Source organism: Curtobacterium sp. MCBD17_028 (assembly GCF_003234875.1).
Lineage (GTDB): Bacteria > Actinomycetota > Actinomycetes > Actinomycetales > Microbacteriaceae > Curtobacterium.
Map to the genome: position 1 here is coordinate 40,196 of NZ_QKTQ01000001.1, position 15,370 is coordinate 55,565.

The following is a 15,370-nucleotide window of genomic DNA, read 5'->3' on the forward strand; positions in this document are numbered from 1 at the left end:
CCGACGATGCCGATCGGCACGGCGAGCTTGGGCAGGTCCTTGCGGTTCACGCTGGGGCTCCTTCGGTGGTCCGGGCATGACGGATGCGGCGGGGCAGGGCGTCCCCGGCGAGCTGGTCGGCGGCGATGACGGTGGCGACCTCGTCGGCGGTCGTGGGACGCGGGGCCGAGTGCACGCCGGTGGCGGCGCCGCGGGCGCGGAGCGCCATGACGAACGACAGGACCCGGGCCACGGGCGTGTAGAGGTCGACCGGGATCTCCGTGCCGATCTCGCACGCGGCGTGCAGTGCACGGGTGAGCGGGACGTCGCGGACGATGGGGACACGGTCCGCCTCGGCACGGTCGCGGATGACCTCGGCGACGGCGCCCGCGCCCTTGGCGACGACCTTCGGTGCCGACTTGCCCGGCTCGTACCGGATCGCGACCGCGAAGTGCGTCGGGTTCGTCAGGACGACGTCGGCCGTGGCGATCGCACCGATCATGCGGTTCCGGCTCATCGCGAGCTGTCGGGAGCGCCGGTGCGACTTGACGTGGGGATCGCCGTCCGTGCTCTTGTGCTCGTCCTTGACCTCCTTCTTCGTCATCCGGGTCTTCTTGCGGTTCCGGCGCATGACGACGAACACGTCGACCGCCGCCAGGAGCAGGCCGGCCGCGATCGCCGCGCGGAGGAGCGTGGCGGCACCGTTCCCGGCGGCCTGCAGCACCGCGGTGAGCGGCAGCGACCCCGAGGACATGAGCACGGGCACGAGGCCCTGCACGGCCCCCCAGAGCACGAGCCCGACGACCGCGCTCTTGAGCAGGGCCTTCGCGCCGCCCCAGAGCGCCTGGGTGCCGAACACCCGGGTGATGCCGGTGAGCAGGTTGAACTGCTCGTAGTTGCCGGTCATGCGCTTGATGTGCACGCCGCCCTGCGCGATCGCGGTGGCCGCCACGACGACCGCGACGACGCCGAGCATCGGGGCGAGGGTCGACCCGATCGAGCCGAGGTCGGCGGCCATGGTCTCGCGGACGGCGCCCACCGTCGGGTGGGCGATCACCCGCTCGATCCGGAACACCTGGTCCGTGCCCGCTGCGGCGGCCGATGCGATGGTGGACGGCACCATGACGGCGGCCGCGGCGACCCCGAGCCAGGCGCTGAGGTCGGTCGAACGGCTGAGCTGGCCCTTGCGGTGGACCTCCTTCATCCGCTTCTCGGTCGCCTGTTCGGTGCGTTCTCCGGTGTCGGACATGGTCACCGCCCTCCGGTCAGCAGGGTCACCGCGTCACCCGTGAGGGAGGACACGACGCTCGGCAGCGCCATGAACAACGCGCCGGCGAACATGACGGTCAGACCGATCTTGATCGGGTACCCGAGCTGCAGCGCGTTGAGCGCGGGTGCGACGCGGGTGAGCAGGCCGAGGCCGACGTCGGACAGGAACAGCACGACGACGAGCGGGCCCGCGATCTGGAGTGTCGAGAGGAACATCTGCGTCGTGCCGGCGAGCATCGCGTGCACCGGGTCGGCCAGCGAGAACGACCCGGCCAGCGGCACCGCGTCGAACGAGCGGGTCAGGCCGCCCACGATGAGCTGGTACCCGCCCGAGGCGAACAGGAGCGCGAGCGACGTCATCTCGAACAGGCGCGTGAACTGCGCCCCGTTCACCTGGGACTGCGGGTCGTACGCCTGCGCGAGCGTGAACCCGCCGAACAGGTCGACGAGCGCGCCGGCCGACTGGACCGCCGCGAACACGAGGTAGACCAGGAACCCGAGGGTCAGTCCCACGGCGAGCTCGACGACGAGCGCGACGACGAACGCGCCGCTGTCGAGCGCGTGGTACCGGGCTGCCGCCCGTGGCGCGACCGCGAGCGCCAGGCCCATCGCGAGCATCGCCTTGACCGTGCCGGGGAACGCCTTGTACGAGAACGGCGGCGCGATGACGATGAACGCCACCATCCGCACGCCCGCGAGCATGGTGCCCTCGAGCTGGTCGAAGTCGATCGACAGGTCCACGTCAGCTCCCGAGCAGGTTCGGGATCTGGTCGAACAGGAAGTGCGTGAACCCGACGATCTCGTCGATCATCCAGTTGCCGCACACGACGAGCGCGACGGCGACGGCGAGGGCCTTCGGGACGAACGCGAGCGTGACCTCCTGGATCTGCGTGATCGACTGCAGGAGCGAGATCGCGAACCCGACGACGAGGGACGTGATGAGCACGGGCGCGGCGAGCTTGCCCGCGACGATGAGCGCCTGCAGGACGAGGTCGATGACGGCTTGTTGGTTCACGACACCACCTGGTAGCTCTCGATGAGCGACTTGATGATGAGTCCCCAGCCGTCGACGAGCACGAAGAGCAGCACCTTGAACGGCAGCGAGATCATCACCGGCGGCAGCATCATCATGCCCATCGACTGGAGCGCCGCGGACACGACGAGGTCGATGACGAGGAACGGGAGGAAGATGACGAACCCGATGATGAACGCGCTGCGGAGCTCCGAGATCATGAACGCCGGGACCAACGTCGTCATCCCCACCGCGGCCTCGTTCTTCGGGTTGGGCCGGCCGGCCGCGCGGGTCATCAACGCCAGGTCCTCCTGCCGCGTCTGGTGGAGCATGAACTTCCGCAGGGGCGCACTGCCGACGTCCACGGCGTGCTGGAAGTCGATGTGCCCGGCGAGGTACGGCTGCAGGGCGTCGTCGTTGATGTGCCCGATGATCGGCCCCATGATGAACAGGGACAGGAACAGGGCGAGCCCGGCGATCACCTGGTTCGGCGGGATCGACTGCAGTCCGAGCGCGTTCCGGGTCATCGACAGCACGACGAAGATCTTCGTGAACGACGTCATCATGAGCAGCAACGCGGGTGCGACGCTGAGCAGCGTGATGCCGACGAGGGTGACGACCGCCGACGAGGGGGTGCCGTCCGGCCCGTTCACGGACACGTCGAGGCCGCCGTTCGTCGACGGGGTCGCGGGCGCGGTGGGGGCCGCGGGTGCGGTCGGCCCGACCACGCCGGCCGCGTGCGCGCCGCCAGCGGTGAGCATGAGGAAGCCGACGACCGCTGCGAGACCGAGGAAGACCAGGACGGCGATGCGTGCGACCCGGACCGCGCGGGCTCGGCTGCTCCGGGCCTCCCGGCCGACGCCGGGCGCGAGGACGAGCGGACGCAGCGGGGTGCGTCCGCCGGGGACGAGCGTCATCCGGCGCGCCTCGCGCGGACGGCCGCGGCGGCCTGCCGCCACGTGTCCGCCGACAGGATCGAGCCCTGGAGCTGCTGCTGCGTGGGCACGGCGATGTGCGCGGCGCGGCGGTTGCGGGGGCGGGCCCGGAGGACGGGTGCGGCGCTCTCCGGCTCCTCGGTGAGCGCCTGCGCGGCGGCCGGGAGGGACGGTGCAGCCTGTGCCGCCAGGACCGCCCGGAACGGGTCGATCGCGTCGGACCCCGCGTCCGACCCCGCGGCCGCGGTCCCGGAGGCGAGCACGGCCACCTGCTGCTCGGTCACACCGAGGACGAGCCGCTCACCCTCGACGTCGACGACGACGACGCTGGCCTTGCCACCGATCCCCTGGCGCGCGACGACCTGGACCGCCGCCGAGCGTCGTCCGCGACCACGCGACGAGCCGGTCGTGCTCTTCGCGACGCGGCGCTGCACGAACCAGAGCAGGGCCAGCACGACGCCGAGGGAGAGCGCGACCCGCAGGGCGACGACGAGGGTGTCCACGGAGGGTCAGATCCCCTCGGCGACGTCGAGGATCTTCGTGATGCGGACGGCGTAGTCCTGGTCGACGACGACCACCTCGCCGTGCGCGATGAGGCGGCCGTTGAGCAGCACGTCGGCCGGTGCGCCGGCGGATCGGTCGAGTTCCACGACGGCCCCGGGCTCGAGGCCCAGGACGTCACGGACGGCCATGCGGGTGCGACCGATCTCGACGGTGAGCGCCATCTCGACGTTGTTGATCCGGCCGAGGTTGCCGCTGATCGACGAGGCGACGGCCGCGGCCGCGGGTGCGTCCTCGCGGATGCGGATGGCGAACCACCCCGCCGGGACGCCCGCGGCGCTCAGCTCGAACACGGTGGTCTGGGGGTCGATCAGGAGCGACGCGGCGGACGCGCGCACGGCCTCGCCGAGCACGCCCACGCCGAGCATGCCGCCCGCCGCCTCGAGCGCCGGCCGGACGACGTCCGTCACCGAGACGAGCGGCGCGTCGACGCCGCCGGCGGCCGTCATGCCGTCGAGGTCGAGGAGCACGAGCGCGAGGTCCGCCGACAGGGCACCGACGAACGACGCGACGACCGCACCGCCCGCCTGCCCGGCGGCACCGCTCGCCGCTCCCGGCGTGAGCGGCGTGGCGCGCAGGGGCGTGGGGGTCGGGAGCTGACCGACGAGCGCCTCGGCGACCGAGGTCTGCAGGGTGATGGTGGCGGTCATGACGCCCTTTCGGTGTTCGGAGTGCGTGCGTGGGCGCCGGCGGCGGCGGGCGTGGTGGCGACGACGACGCCGGCGAGACGTGAGCCGTTCGCGCCGACGGCCGCCGTGCCGATCGGCTCGCCGTCGACCGTCAGGGTCAGCGGACGGTGCTGCGGGTGCGGGAGCGGCACGACGTCGCCGACCGCGAGGCCGAGGACGACGGCCGGACGCACGACCGCCGGGGCGAGCTGCAGCGAGACCCCGACCGGCACGTTCGCGATCTGCGCGTCGAGGAGTTCGCGCGGATCGGCCGTCGTCACCGTCGGGTTCGACTCGCCGAGCTGCGGCAGGACGACCTCGAGCGGGATCGCCAGGGTGGCCGGCGCGATGCGCTCCCCCACGCGGATGTCGAACGACGCGACGAGCATGAGGTCGCTCTTCGTGGCCGCCTGCGCGAACTGGCTGTTCCACTGGAACGAGCCGACCCCGATCGGCTGCACGAGGAGCGTGCCGAGCGAGTAGCGGAGGTCGTCGAGCGCGTCCTCGACGAGTTTGCGCACGAGCGCCTGCTCGATCGGGGTGAAGGTGCGCTCGGGGGCCGGCAGCGGTCGGGCCGCTCCGAGCATGTGACTGACCCACGTGAGCACCGAGGTGAGCGGGAACTGCAGGACGCCCTTGGCGCTCACGTCCTCGATCGTCAGCAGCACCATCGCGGTGAGCGGCGGCAGCGACGCGGCGTACTCGTCGTACGTCAGCACCTGCACCTGCTCGCAGGTGACCTGGGAGAGCACCCGGACCTTCGCGGTCAACTGGGTGCCCCACTGCCGCGCGAACGTCTCGAACGCGAGCTCGAGCACGCGGGACTGCTCACGGGCGAGGGTCGTCGGTCGACGGAAGTCCACCACCTCGACCTGGGCGTCGTCGTGCGCACGCTGGTCCCCACCGTGGTCGTCGCGCGGGGACGCCACGGCGCGCTGGGCGAGGAGGTCGGTCACGACGGGCACTATCGGTCCCGCGGTGATCCGTCGTTAGCGCTGACCCCCGGACTGGGCGGGGGTCCCGTCGCCGCTACTCATCGCCCTCCGCGGTCGTCGGCGCCGTGGTCCCCGCCGGCTCGCCCCGATGCGCCGCGTCCTGCGCAGCCGCGATGGCCGGCATGAGCGCGCTCACGTCCTGGTCCTGGTTCGACAGCACGACGATGTCGACGCGACGGTTCAGCGCGAGGTCGGCGTCGGTCGACCCCTTGGACAGCGGCCGGCTCGACCCGAACCCGACGCTCTGCACGTGGTCGGCCGGCATGCCTCCGCGCTCGACGAGATCCCGGAGCACGCCGGTCGCGCGGGCCGCGGACAGCTCCCAGTTCGTGGCGTAGGGCGCGGTCGAGTTCCGCTGGTCGGCGTGCCCCTCGACGCTGATGTCGTGGCCGCTGCTCTTGAGGACCGGGGCGATCGCGTCCATGACCGCCCGGGCCTCGTCCGACAGGTCCGCGCTGTTGGTGGCGAAGTACGTCTCGCTCCCGACCAGCCGGACCGTCAGCCCGCGGGCGTCGAGGTCGAACTGCACGTTCGCGGTCTTGCCCTCGGCCGTCAGGTTCTTCTTGATCGCGGCCTCGATCGCCTTCAGGTCGTCGAGCTCCTTCTTCGCTGCCTCGACGTCCGCCTTGCTCGCCTTCGCCACGGCGGTGTTCGGCGTCGGGGCCGCCGCGGGGACCGCGACCGCGCTCGGGTCGGCGCTCGTGCCGTCCGCGTTGCTGTTCGCCGTGCCGCTCGCCGCACTCGAGTGCTCCGCGTCGGACTTCGACAGCGCGTAGCCCTTGCCGTCCTTCTTCGTCACCTCGTCGGGCTTGACGACCGTGCCGGACGCCGTGTCGACCTTCTGCTTCTGCACCTGGCCGAAGCCGGTCGCGAGCGAGTCCTTGAGCGCGATGAACTTCTGCTGGTCGACCTGCGACATCGCGAACAGGACCAGGAACATGCACATGAGCACGGTGATCATGTCCATGTACGACGCCATCCAGCGCTCGTCCGGGTGGTCGTCGTCGTCGTGTCCGCCGCCGCCGTGACCGCGGCGCCCTCGCCCTCTGCCAGCCACGTCAGGCCGCCAGCGCTTCGTCGTCGGCGGCGCCCTTGCCCTTGCCCTTGGCGCCCTTGGCCGGAGCCGCGTCACCGCGGGCCGACGGCGGCACCATGGCGCGGAGCCGCTCGCCGAGCAGGCGCGGCTGACTGCCCGCCTGCACGGCCAGGAGGCCCTCCATGAGCAGCGTCTGTCGAGCCACCTCGAGGTCGGCGAGCTTCTTGAGCTTGCCGCCGATCGGCAGCCACAGGAAGTTCGCACTGAGCAGGCCCCAGAGCGTCGCCACGAACGCCGACGCGATGAGCGGCCCGAGCTCGTCCGGCTTCGACAGGTTCGCGAGCACGTGGGTCAGGCTGACGACGGTGCCGATGATGCCGACCGTCGGGGCGTAGCCGCCGAGTCCCATGAAGAACTTGCTCGCGTTCCGCAGGGTCGACGCGTTCGACTCGATCTCGTCCTCGAGGAGGATCCGGAGCTCCTCGCCGTCGGTGCCGTCCGCGATGTTCTGGAGCGCCTTCTTGAGGAACGGGTCGTCGTGCTTGTCGGCCTCCTGCTCGAGCGACAGCAGGCCGTTCGTCCGCGCCGTCTCAGCCAGACCGACGACGTCCTCGATCACCGATGCCGGGGGCACGACCTTGCCGGTGAACGCGGTCGGGATCGCCTTGAGGTTCGCGATGGCGTCCTTGAGCGTGGTTCCGGCGAGGCCACACGCGAGCGTCGCGCCGAACACGAGCACCATCGGGGCGGGGATGATGAGTCCGGAGATCTCGACGTGCTCCATCGAGACCATGCCGAAGAGCGCCCCGAACGCGAGCAGGACGCCGATGATCGTCGCGAGGTCCATGTCAGCGCCGCCCCTCGGACGTGCGCGGTGCGGCGATGTCGGACACCGGCGCGAGGACCGGCTGCGGGCCCGTCGTGTTCACGCTCGAGGCCGTGTCGTCGGCCACGCCGGAGGCGATCGCGATGATCCGGGCGCGGTAGGCGGCGATCATGTCGATGACCTCGGCCATCGACTCCTGCACGATGTACTTCGCGCCGTCCACCATGATGAGGGTGGTGTCCGGGCTCTCCTGGATGCGTTCCACGAGATCCGGGTTGACAGCGAATCTGCTGTCGTTGAGTCGCGTGACGACGATCATGGCCCGTCCTAGGTCGTGTGCTCCCGCCGCCGTCCGTGGGGCGGGTGTCCCGCTCGTCCTGAGCGGTACAGGCACGACTATCGGCCGTGGCGTCGCCGCCGTTAGCCCGGTGCCCCGCGCCGTCGGCGGTCTCGTGCCCGGGGGTGGACCGGGCCGGTTCGGCGGGCGCTCACCGGATCCCGTGCCGCTGCAACCACAGCTCGAGCACCGCGAGCTGCCAGCAGAGTGCACCGCCGACGCGCGTGCGGAACGCGTCAGGCCGGTCGATGACGGCCTGCACGACGTCCTGGCGCAGCAGCCCGCGCTGCCGGGCCTCCGGCGCGAGCAGGGCGTCGCGCGCGACCCCGGCCAACGCGCCGTCGAGGTGCCGGAGCGCGGGGACCGGGAAGTACCCCTTCGGCCGGTCGACGACCTCCTGCGGCAGGAGCCGCCGACCGAGTGCCTTGAGCAGGCCCTTGCCGTCGTCGGCGATCTTCAGCGCGGGCGGGCACGCCGCCGCGAGGGTGACGAGGTCCTGGTCCAGGAACGGGACCCGAGCCTCCAGACCGGAGGCCATCGTCATGCTGTCGACGCGCTTGACCGGGTCGTCGGGCATGAGCAGGTGCGTGTCGAGCCGGAGGACGGCGTCGAGCGCGGTCTCGGCACCCGGGGCCGCGAGGTGCGCGGCGATGGTGTCACGGCTCACGTCACCGGCCGGCAGCCGGCCGGGTTCCACGAGCGCGCGAACGCCGGAGGCACTCTCGGAGAAGGCGCCCGCGAAGGCGTCGAGCGCCCCGTCCCGCGACACCCGACCAGCACGCCGGTGGTATCGGTAGCCGGCGAACACCTCGTGGGCACCCTGCCCGGACTGCACGACCTTCCGGTCCTCCGAGACCGCCCGTGACAGCAGGAAGAACGCCGCGACGTCCTGGGTGGCCATGGGCTCGGTCATGGCGTCGACGGCCTCGTCCACCGCCGTCGGCAGATCGGTCGTCGGGACCAGGATGCGGGTGTGCTCGGTGCCGAACCGCTCCGCGACGACGTCGGACCACCGGAACTCGTCCCCGGACTCCCCCGCGGCGTCCTCGAACCCGATGCTGTACGTGCCGACGGGGTCGGCGGACTCCTCGGCGAGCAGGGCGACGAGGAGGCTCGAGTCGAGTCCGCCGGACAGCAGCACGCCGACCGGGACGTCGGCCACCAGGCGGCGTCGGACCGCGGTGCGGAGGGCGTCCTCGACGGCGTCCTCCCAGTCGCGGGCCGTCCAGCACGCCCGTCCCGCGTCGCGTTCGTACGTCGGCGCCCAGTACTCGCGGTCCTGTGTCCCGCCGCGCTCGTCGATGACCCGCACGGTGGCCGGCGGGAGCTTCCGGACCCCCCGCAGCACGGTGCGCGACCCCGGAACGATCGAGTGCCAGCTCAGGTAGTGATGGAGCCCGACCGGGTCGAGCTCCGTGTCGACGCCCCCACCCGCCAGGAGTGCCGGCAGCGTCGACGCGAACCGCAGCCGACCGCCGACGGTCGCCAGGTAGAGGGGCTTCACGCCGAGGCGGTCACGAGCCAGGACGACCTCCCGCCGCCGTTCGTCGACGACCACGACCGCGAACATCCCGACGAGGTGGTCGACGAACCGTGCGCCCCAGCGTTCGTACGCGGCGAGCACCACCTCGGTGTCGCTCGTGGTGCCGAAGGGGCGGCCCGGTTCGAGCTCGTGGCGGAGCTCCCGGTGGTTGTACACGCAGCCGTTGAACACGATCGTCACCCGGGCGTCGGCCGACTGCATCGGCTGGCCCCCAGCGTCCGAGAGGTCGATGACGCTGAGCCGTCGGTGCCCGAGCGCCGCCCACCCGCACGACCAGCTTCCCTCGCCGTCCGGGCCCCGGTCGCGCATCGTCGCCGCCATGCGGCGGACGACGTCCGTGTCGGCCCGTTCTCCGTCGAACGTGACCTCGCCTGCCACACCACACATGCTCGTGCCTCCACGCCGGTGCGAGGGTTCCGCAGGCCGACCGCGTCCACCGAACCCGGTGACACCCGAGCGTCGATCCAGGTGGTCCCGCCCGGACCGGCGGTGCGCGAACCGCGGGTGCGCTCGCGAGTCCGCGCGCACGTTCCGCGCGCCCGCGTACCGCCGTGTGCTGCTCCTGACAACCCCGTGAATCCTCCCGGCCGCATCCGCACACAGTTGTCCCATGCGAACGATGGGTGTGGAGGAAGAACTGCTGTTGGTCGACGGCGAGACCGGCGAGCCGGTGCCCCTCGCCGACGAGGTCCTCGGCTGGCGGACCCGGCTGCAGGGGTCACGTGCCGACGGATCCCTGACGGGCGAGATGCAGCTCGAGATGCTGGAGACCGTGTCGTCGGTCCACAACCGGCTGTCCGCGCTCGAGCAGGAGGTGCTGGCGAACCGCGGCACGGTCGACGCGATCGCGGCGCTCGAGGGTGCCCGGGTCGCCGCACTCGCGAGCGCGCCGCTCCCGACGCGACCGCACGCCCGGGACACACCGCGGTACCGGACGATGCTCGACCGCTACGGAGCGCTGCCCCGCCGGAGCCTGTCCTGCGGGCTGCACGTGCACGTCGGCATCGAGTCCGAGGACGAGGGCGTCGCCGTGCTGGACCGGATCCGCACCTGGACACCGGTCCTCATCGCCCTCACCGCGAACTCCCCGTTCCACGACGGCGAGGACACCGGGCATGCGAGCTACCGGAGCATCGAGTGGACGCGGTGGCCCTCCGCCGGGCCGATGGAGCGGTTCGGATCCGTCGCCCGGTACAACGCCGTCGAGCAGGCGATGCTCGGCACCGGTGCCCTGCTCGATGCCGGCATGCTCTACCTCGACGCTCGCCTGTCGCGGGCGTTCCCCACGGTGGAGGTGCGCGTCGCCGACGTGCCCCTGGACCCGGCGGTGACGGCGATGACCGCGGGCATCGTGCGGGCGATGGTCGACACCGCCGCCGCGGACTGGCGCAACGGGGTGCCCGCTCCCGACGCTCCCGCGTGCGCGGTTCGACTCGCGAACTGGCGGGCGGCACTCGAGGGACTGGAGGGCGAACTCGTCGACCCGGTCACGGGACGTGCGGCGGAGGCGCGCACGGTCATCGGCATGCTCCTCGAGCGCCTCGGCCCGGCGCTCCGCGCGAACGGTGACGAGCAGTTCGTCGAGCGGGGCATCGCCGAGGTCCTCGCGCACGGCACGGGTGCCCAGCGGCAGCGCGCCGAGTACGCGCGGACGGGCGATCTCGGCGCCGTGGTGCGGAGCGCGGTGCTCGAGACGCAGGGACGCAACCGCTCCGGGACGATCCACCTCGAGGAGCCGGACCCGTCCGGAACCCCGCACCGGGCCTCCCGGCCGAGGACCGCGACCGCCTGACGACCGGCAGCGGGAACCCGCCGAGCCACGGCGCGGACCCGTCGGCCGGGCTCCGCGACGTGCCAGGATCCAACGGTGACGACCGCGGTGTTCCTGTTCGTGGCCGGCGTCGCCGCGGGCGTCATCGGCACCGCGGGCGGCATCACGTCGCTCGTGGCGTACCCGGCCCTGCTCGCCGTGGGCATCCCGCCCCTCGCCGCGAACGTGACGAACTCCGTGGCCCTGCTCGGCAGCGGGGCGGGATCGGCCCTCCGCGCGCGGGGCGACCTGGTCGGGCACGCGCCGACCGTCCGGCGGTGGCTGCCGGTCACGGTCGTCGTGTCGACCGCGGGCGCGGCCCTGCTGCTCGCGACGCCGTCGCACGTGTTCGACCGCATCGTCCCGTTCCTCGTCGCCGCGGGGTCCGCCCTGCTGCTCGCGCAACCGTGGATCGACCGCCGACGGACGGCGACGACGATGGCGCGCCCGGTCGCCGCGGCGAGCGTCGCCGGCGTCTCGCTCTACAACGGGTACTTCGGGGCGGGCTCCGGCGTCCTCATGATCGCCGTGCTGCTGCTCGACGGCGAACCCGTCCTGCACCGTGCGAACGCGCTGAAGAACGTGTTGCTCCTCGCTGGTGACATCGTGCCCGCCGTGCTGTTCGCCCTCTCCGGGACGGTCACGTGGGCGGCGGCGTGGCCCCTCGGCCTCGGCGCGCTCGTCGGCGGGCTGATCGGTCCGAGCGTCGCACGGCGTGTCCCGCAGACCGTCCTCCGTGTCGCCATCGCGGTGTGCGGGTTCGTGCTCGCCGGGTACCTGCTCGTCGCGGCATGACGAGCGGATCGGGAGCAGGCTCGGGGCATGACCGCTGACGACGCACTCGGGTCCATCGACCTCCCCGGCACCCCTCGACTGGTGGGCGCACCGTGGGGTGACACCTCGCGGCGGGGCCGCCCGTACGCGAAGGACCCGTCGGTGATCCGGTTCGGCGGCCGCTACCTGCTCTACTGCTCCTTGCCGTCCGGGTCCGACGACGTCGCCGAGGGCTGGTCGGTCGCCGTGGCCGAGAGCGACGACCTCGTGTCCTGGCGCACCGTCGCCGTCCTGCCGCCGTTCGGCGACTACGACGCGACGGGCGCCGCCGCCCCCGGTGCGGTCGTGCTCGACGGACGCGTGCACCTGTTCTTCCAGACCTACGGCCGTGGTCGCGAGGACGCGATCTGCCACGCCGTGAGCGACGACGGCATCGCCTTCACGCCGAACCCCGAGAACCCGGTCTTCGCGCCGTCGGGCGACTGGACGTGCGGACGTGCGATCGACGCCGACCTCGTGGCGACCGACGAGCACCTCGTGCTCGCCTGGGTCACGCGCGACCCGGAGATGCGGATCCAGATGCTCGGCACCGCTCGCGCGCCCCTCGACAGCGCGTTCGGCAGGGCGGACTGGGAGCAGCTGTCGGTCGACGGTCCGGCGCTGGCACCGGAACTGCCGTGGGAGCAGGAGTGCATCGAAGCGCCGGCGCTGCGCTGGGACGGCACGACGTTCACGATGTTCTACGCCGGCGCGTACAACAACTGCCCGCAGCAGATCGGCTGGGCGACGAGCACGGACGCGCGGACGTGGACGCGGGGTGCCGACGAGCCGCTGATCCCGGCGGGTCCGGTCGGCGCCTGGAACCACAGCGAGTCCGGACATCCCGGGTTCCTCGCCGACGGCCCCGACGCCGGGGTCCTGTTCTTCCAGGCGAACGCGGACGACGGGCACACGTGGCGGATCGGCGCGACGCGGGTGTCGTTCGACGGTGCGACCCCGCACGTCGAGTTCCACGGGGAGGCCGCGCGATGACCGCCCCGATACGCGTCGGCCTGGTCGGCGTGGGCACCATCAGCGCCCAGTACCTCGCCGACCTGCCGTCCCTGCCCGGACTCCGGCTCACCGCCGTCGCGGACGTCCTGGAGGACCGTGCCGCTGCCGTCGCCGCCGCTGCGGGCGTGCAGGCACTCGCGGTCGACGACCTCCTGACCTCGCCCGACGTCGACGTGGTGCTCAACCTGACGATCCCCGCCGCGCACGCGTCCGTGGCCACACGCGCCGTCGCGGCCGGCAAGCACGTGTACGGCGAGAAGCCGCTCGCGCTCTCGACCGCCGAGGCCGCCCCGGTGCTCGAGGCCGCCGCGCGCGCGGGCGTCCGGGTGGGCAGCGCCCCGGACACCGTGCTCGGTACCGGCATCCAGACCGCACGGGCCGCGATCGACGACGGGCTCATCGGCACACCCGTCGGTGCCGCCGTCGCGTGGAGCGCGCCCGGGCACGAGCTGTGGCACCCCGCGCCGGGGTTCTACTACCAGCCGGGCGGGGGTCCGCTTCTCGACATGGGTCCCTACTCCCTGTCGAGCCTCGTGACCTTCCTCGGCCCCGTCGCCCGGGTGAGCGCGAGTGCGACGCGATCGGACCGCCGGCGCACGATCGGTACGGGCCCGGCGGCCGGGACGGGCATCGACGTGTCGGTCGACACCCACGTCGTCGCGATCCTCGAGCACGTCGACGGCAGCGTCTCGACCGTCACGATGTCGTTCGAGGTCTGGGCGACCCGCGCACCCCTGTTCGAGGTGTACGGCACCGCGGGCACGCTTGGTGTGCCCGACCCCAACCGCTTCTCGGACCCCGTGTCGGTGTTCGTCGCCGGGAGCGACGCGTGGCGGGAGCTCCCGGTCGCCGGCGGGTACGCCGACGCGGGCCGCGGTCACGGCCTCGCGGACATGGCCCACGCGATCGCCACCGGCCGGCCGCACCGGGCCTCCGGCGCGCTCGCGTTCCACGTGCTCGACGTGATGGAGTCGATCACCCGTGCCGCCGCCCAGCACCGCGTCCTCGAGATCGCGTCGCGCGTCGAGCGACCGGAGCCCGTCCCGCTGGGAGCGCGTCCCGACACCTGGTGAGCGTCCGCGCGTCGCGCGGAGCGAACACGAACACCGAGATGAGCCACGAGGGAGCGAGCATGCCATTGACGTTCGGGATGATCGGGGCGTCGACGATCGGTCCATCCGGGTTGCTCGAGCCTGCCGCACGTCGTCCGGGCGTGCGCGTCGCGCGGGTCGCGGCGCGTCGCCCCGGGGCAGCCGCGGAGTACGCGCGGACGTGGGACATCCCGCGCGCGTCGGAGCACTACGAGGACGTCCTCGCCGACGCCGACGTCGACGCGGTGTACATCGCGAACGCCGCGGCCGAACACGCACCGTGGACGATCGCGGCGCTCCGCGCGGGCAAACACGTGTTGTGCGAGAAACCGATCGGTGTGAGCGGCGCCGAGGGTCGCGCGATCGTCGCCGTCGCGGCGGACTCGGGGCGGCTCGTCATGGAGGGCTTCCACTACCGCTTCCACCCGCTCTTCGACGCACTCCGGGCGCTGGTCGGCGACGGCCGGCACGGGCCGCTCTCGTCGATCAGCTCGTCGGTCAACGGCACCCGCCCGTACGATCCGCAGTCGATCCTGCACGTCGCCGCGCTCGGAGGCGGTGCCCTCCTCCACAACGGCGTGTACGCCGTGCACTGGTCGCGACTCCTGTTCGACGCGGAGCCGAGCGAGGTGACCGCCCGTCAGCGGCGGAACCCGAGCGGCGCGGACTCGGACACGATCGCGACGCTGCGCTTCTCCACGGGCACCACCGCCAGCATCCACTGCTCGTTCGACCAGGACGATCCGGTGTCCCTCACGCTCCAACTCGCGGAGGCCGAGGTCACGGTGACGGGACCGATCGTGCCGCACCACGGAAACAGCCTCCGTGTCATCCCCCGGCACGGCGCTCCGACGATGACGACGGTCGCCGGCGGCACGAGCTTCGACCACCAGCTCGACGCCTTCGTCCGTCGTGTCGGTGCCGGTCCCGCCGATCCGAGCGCGACGTACGGACGCGGCGACGACATCGTCGCGAACCTCGACGTGGTGGATGCCATCCGCCGAGCCGCACGGTCCGGAGGGACGGAGCCGGTCCGACGGTGACGGGAACGCTCAAGCCCCCGGCAGGAACAGGCAGAACGGGTGGCCGTCGGGGTCGAGCATCACCCGGACGTCCTCGGTCGGCTGCCACGCGGCTTGCCGTGCACCGAGCCCCTCGGCCCGCGCGACCGCGGCCGGCAGGTCCTCGACCAGGAAGTCGAGGTGGAGCTGCATGCCGGGGGCGTCCGCTCGGCCGGGCCAGGTCGGCGGGACGTACTCGGGCTCGAGCTGCACCGAGAGGCCCGGGCCGTCGTCAGGACGGACCCGGGCCCAGCTGTCGTCGTCCTCGAACACCGTCCAACCCGTCAGGGCGCCGGAGAAGCGGGCGAGCTCCAGGGGGCGCGGCGAGTCGAGGACGGTGGCGACGAGGGTCGGCATCGCGGGGTCGGCGGCGGTCATGCCGGGGAGCGTACGCCCGGTGGTCGGGCGGTGCCGCTCCCC

Annotated in this window: 17 protein-coding genes; 5 read left to right on the forward strand and 12 right to left on the reverse strand. The window is 72.6% G+C overall.

Features of this window, described 5'->3' with window-relative positions:
* Positions 1-46: 46 nt before the first annotated feature.
* From DEI86_RS00235 to DEI86_RS00285, 11 genes are all read right to left on the reverse strand, one after another.
* On the reverse strand, positions 47-1,228 hold the full coding sequence (locus tag DEI86_RS00235) for a flagellar biosynthesis protein FlhB (RefSeq protein WP_111012469.1): 1,182 nt from the start codon (positions 1,226-1,228) through the stop codon (positions 47-49).
* A 2-nt stretch (positions 1,229-1,230) separates the two neighbouring features.
* A complete protein-coding gene (locus tag DEI86_RS00240; RefSeq protein WP_258376422.1) occupies positions 1,231-1,989 on the reverse strand; it encodes a flagellar biosynthetic protein FliR in 759 nt (252 codons plus the stop codon).
* A gap of 1 nt (position 1,990) precedes the next feature.
* Entirely contained in the window at positions 1,991-2,263 is a 273-nt protein-coding gene (fliQ, locus tag DEI86_RS00245; protein WP_111008854.1) for a flagellar biosynthesis protein FliQ, read from the reverse strand.
* On the reverse strand, positions 2,260-3,177 hold the full coding sequence (gene fliP, locus DEI86_RS00250; protein ID WP_111008968.1) for a flagellar type III secretion system pore protein FliP: 918 nt from the start codon (positions 3,175-3,177) through the stop codon (positions 2,260-2,262). The genes fliQ and fliP overlap by 4 nt, the downstream gene beginning before the upstream one ends.
* Complete coding sequence (locus DEI86_RS00255) at positions 3,174-3,698, reverse strand: flagellar biosynthetic protein FliO (RefSeq protein WP_111048511.1); 525 nt, start codon at positions 3,696-3,698, stop codon at positions 3,174-3,176. The genes fliP and DEI86_RS00255 overlap by 4 nt, the downstream gene beginning before the upstream one ends.
* Before the next feature lie 6 nt (positions 3,699-3,704).
* Positions 3,705-4,406, reverse strand: a complete 702-nt coding sequence (gene fliN, locus DEI86_RS00260; protein WP_111048512.1) for a flagellar motor switch protein FliN — start codon at positions 4,404-4,406, stop codon at positions 3,705-3,707.
* Positions 4,403-5,380 carry a flagellar motor switch protein FliM gene (locus DEI86_RS00265; protein ID WP_258368441.1) on the reverse strand — a complete coding sequence of 326 codons (978 nt, stop codon included), beginning with the start codon at positions 5,378-5,380 and terminating at the stop codon, positions 4,403-4,405. Before DEI86_RS00265 ends, fliN begins: the two co-directional genes overlap by 4 nt.
* 73 nt (positions 5,381-5,453) lie before the next feature.
* The gene (locus tag DEI86_RS00270) at positions 5,454-6,476 is read right to left on the reverse strand and encodes a flagellar motor protein MotB (RefSeq protein WP_258376423.1); all 1,023 of its coding nucleotides are present in this window, start codon (positions 6,474-6,476) and stop codon (positions 5,454-5,456) included.
* Between the two features lies 1 nt (position 6,477).
* Positions 6,478-7,302, reverse strand: coding sequence for a motility protein A (locus tag DEI86_RS00275; RefSeq protein ID WP_111008850.1), 825 nt, complete (start codon positions 7,300-7,302; stop codon positions 6,478-6,480).
* A 1-nt stretch (position 7,303) separates the two neighbouring features.
* Positions 7,304-7,600 carry a flagellar FlbD family protein gene (locus tag DEI86_RS00280; protein WP_111008849.1) on the reverse strand — a complete coding sequence of 99 codons (297 nt, stop codon included), beginning with the start codon at positions 7,598-7,600 and terminating at the stop codon, positions 7,304-7,306.
* Between the two features lie 169 nt (positions 7,601-7,769).
* Positions 7,770-9,548 carry an N-acetylglutaminylglutamine amidotransferase gene (locus DEI86_RS00285; RefSeq protein WP_111048716.1) on the reverse strand — a complete coding sequence of 593 codons (1,779 nt, stop codon included), beginning with the start codon at positions 9,546-9,548 and terminating at the stop codon, positions 7,770-7,772.
* Between the two features lie 223 nt (positions 9,549-9,771).
* Between DEI86_RS00285 and DEI86_RS00290 the strand changes: the two genes are divergently transcribed.
* From DEI86_RS00290 to DEI86_RS00310, 5 genes are all read left to right on the forward strand, one after another.
* Positions 9,772-10,953 carry a glutamate--cysteine ligase gene (locus tag DEI86_RS00290; RefSeq protein ID WP_111048514.1) on the forward strand — a complete coding sequence of 394 codons (1,182 nt, stop codon included), beginning with the start codon at positions 9,772-9,774 and terminating at the stop codon, positions 10,951-10,953.
* A gap of 75 nt (positions 10,954-11,028) precedes the next feature.
* Positions 11,029-11,766: a sulfite exporter TauE/SafE family protein gene (locus DEI86_RS00295; RefSeq protein ID WP_111048515.1), complete on the forward strand. Its 738-nt coding sequence runs from the start codon at positions 11,029-11,031 to the stop codon at positions 11,764-11,766.
* Positions 11,767-11,793: 27 nt separating this feature from the next.
* Positions 11,794-12,777 carry a glycoside hydrolase gene (locus DEI86_RS00300; protein WP_111048516.1) on the forward strand — a complete coding sequence of 328 codons (984 nt, stop codon included), beginning with the start codon at positions 11,794-11,796 and terminating at the stop codon, positions 12,775-12,777.
* Positions 12,774-13,871, forward strand: coding sequence for a Gfo/Idh/MocA family protein (locus DEI86_RS00305; protein WP_111048517.1), 1,098 nt, complete (start codon positions 12,774-12,776; stop codon positions 13,869-13,871). Before DEI86_RS00300 ends, DEI86_RS00305 begins: the two co-directional genes overlap by 4 nt.
* A 59-nt stretch (positions 13,872-13,930) precedes the next feature.
* Positions 13,931-14,932: a Gfo/Idh/MocA family protein gene (locus DEI86_RS00310; protein ID WP_181439662.1), complete on the forward strand. Its 1,002-nt coding sequence runs from the start codon at positions 13,931-13,933 to the stop codon at positions 14,930-14,932.
* A gap of 9 nt (positions 14,933-14,941) precedes the next feature.
* Here DEI86_RS00310 and DEI86_RS00315 read toward each other — a convergent pair whose 3' ends face one another.
* A complete protein-coding gene (locus DEI86_RS00315) occupies positions 14,942-15,328 on the reverse strand; it encodes a VOC family protein (RefSeq protein WP_258370057.1) in 387 nt (128 codons plus the stop codon).
* Positions 15,329-15,370 lie beyond the last annotated feature (42 nt).

What these genes read in the sequence shown, in the direction of transcription:
- DEI86_RS00235 (WP_111012469.1), bottom strand. Translation starts at nt 1,228, where the DNA reads ATGTCCGACACCGGAGAACGCACCGAACAGGCGACCGAGAAGCGGATG.
- DEI86_RS00285 (WP_111048716.1), bottom strand. Translation starts at nt 9,548, where the DNA reads ATGTGTGGTGTGGCAGGCGAGGTCACGTTCGACGGAGAACGGGCCGAC.
- DEI86_RS00300 (WP_111048516.1), top strand. Translation starts at nt 11,794, where the DNA reads ATGACCGCTGACGACGCACTCGGGTCCATCGACCTCCCCGGCACCCCT.
- fliN (WP_111048512.1), bottom strand. Translation starts at nt 4,406, where the DNA reads ATGACCGCCACCATCACCCTGCAGACCTCGGTCGCCGAGGCGCTCGTC.
- DEI86_RS00275 (WP_111008850.1), bottom strand. Translation starts at nt 7,302, where the DNA reads ATGGACCTCGCGACGATCATCGGCGTCCTGCTCGCGTTCGGGGCGCTC.
- DEI86_RS00290 (WP_111048514.1), top strand. Translation starts at nt 9,772, where the DNA reads ATGCGAACGATGGGTGTGGAGGAAGAACTGCTGTTGGTCGACGGCGAG.
- DEI86_RS00315 (WP_258370057.1), bottom strand. Translation starts at nt 15,328, where the DNA reads ATGACCGCCGCCGACCCCGCGATGCCGACCCTCGTCGCCACCGTCCTC.
- DEI86_RS00310 (WP_181439662.1), top strand. Translation starts at nt 13,931, where the DNA reads ATGCCATTGACGTTCGGGATGATCGGGGCGTCGACGATCGGTCCATCC.
- fliP (WP_111008968.1), bottom strand. Translation starts at nt 3,177, where the DNA reads ATGACGCTCGTCCCCGGCGGACGCACCCCGCTGCGTCCGCTCGTCCTC.
- DEI86_RS00305 (WP_111048517.1), top strand. Translation starts at nt 12,774, where the DNA reads ATGACCGCCCCGATACGCGTCGGCCTGGTCGGCGTGGGCACCATCAGC.
- DEI86_RS00280 (WP_111008849.1), bottom strand. Translation starts at nt 7,600, where the DNA reads ATGATCGTCGTCACGCGACTCAACGACAGCAGATTCGCTGTCAACCCG.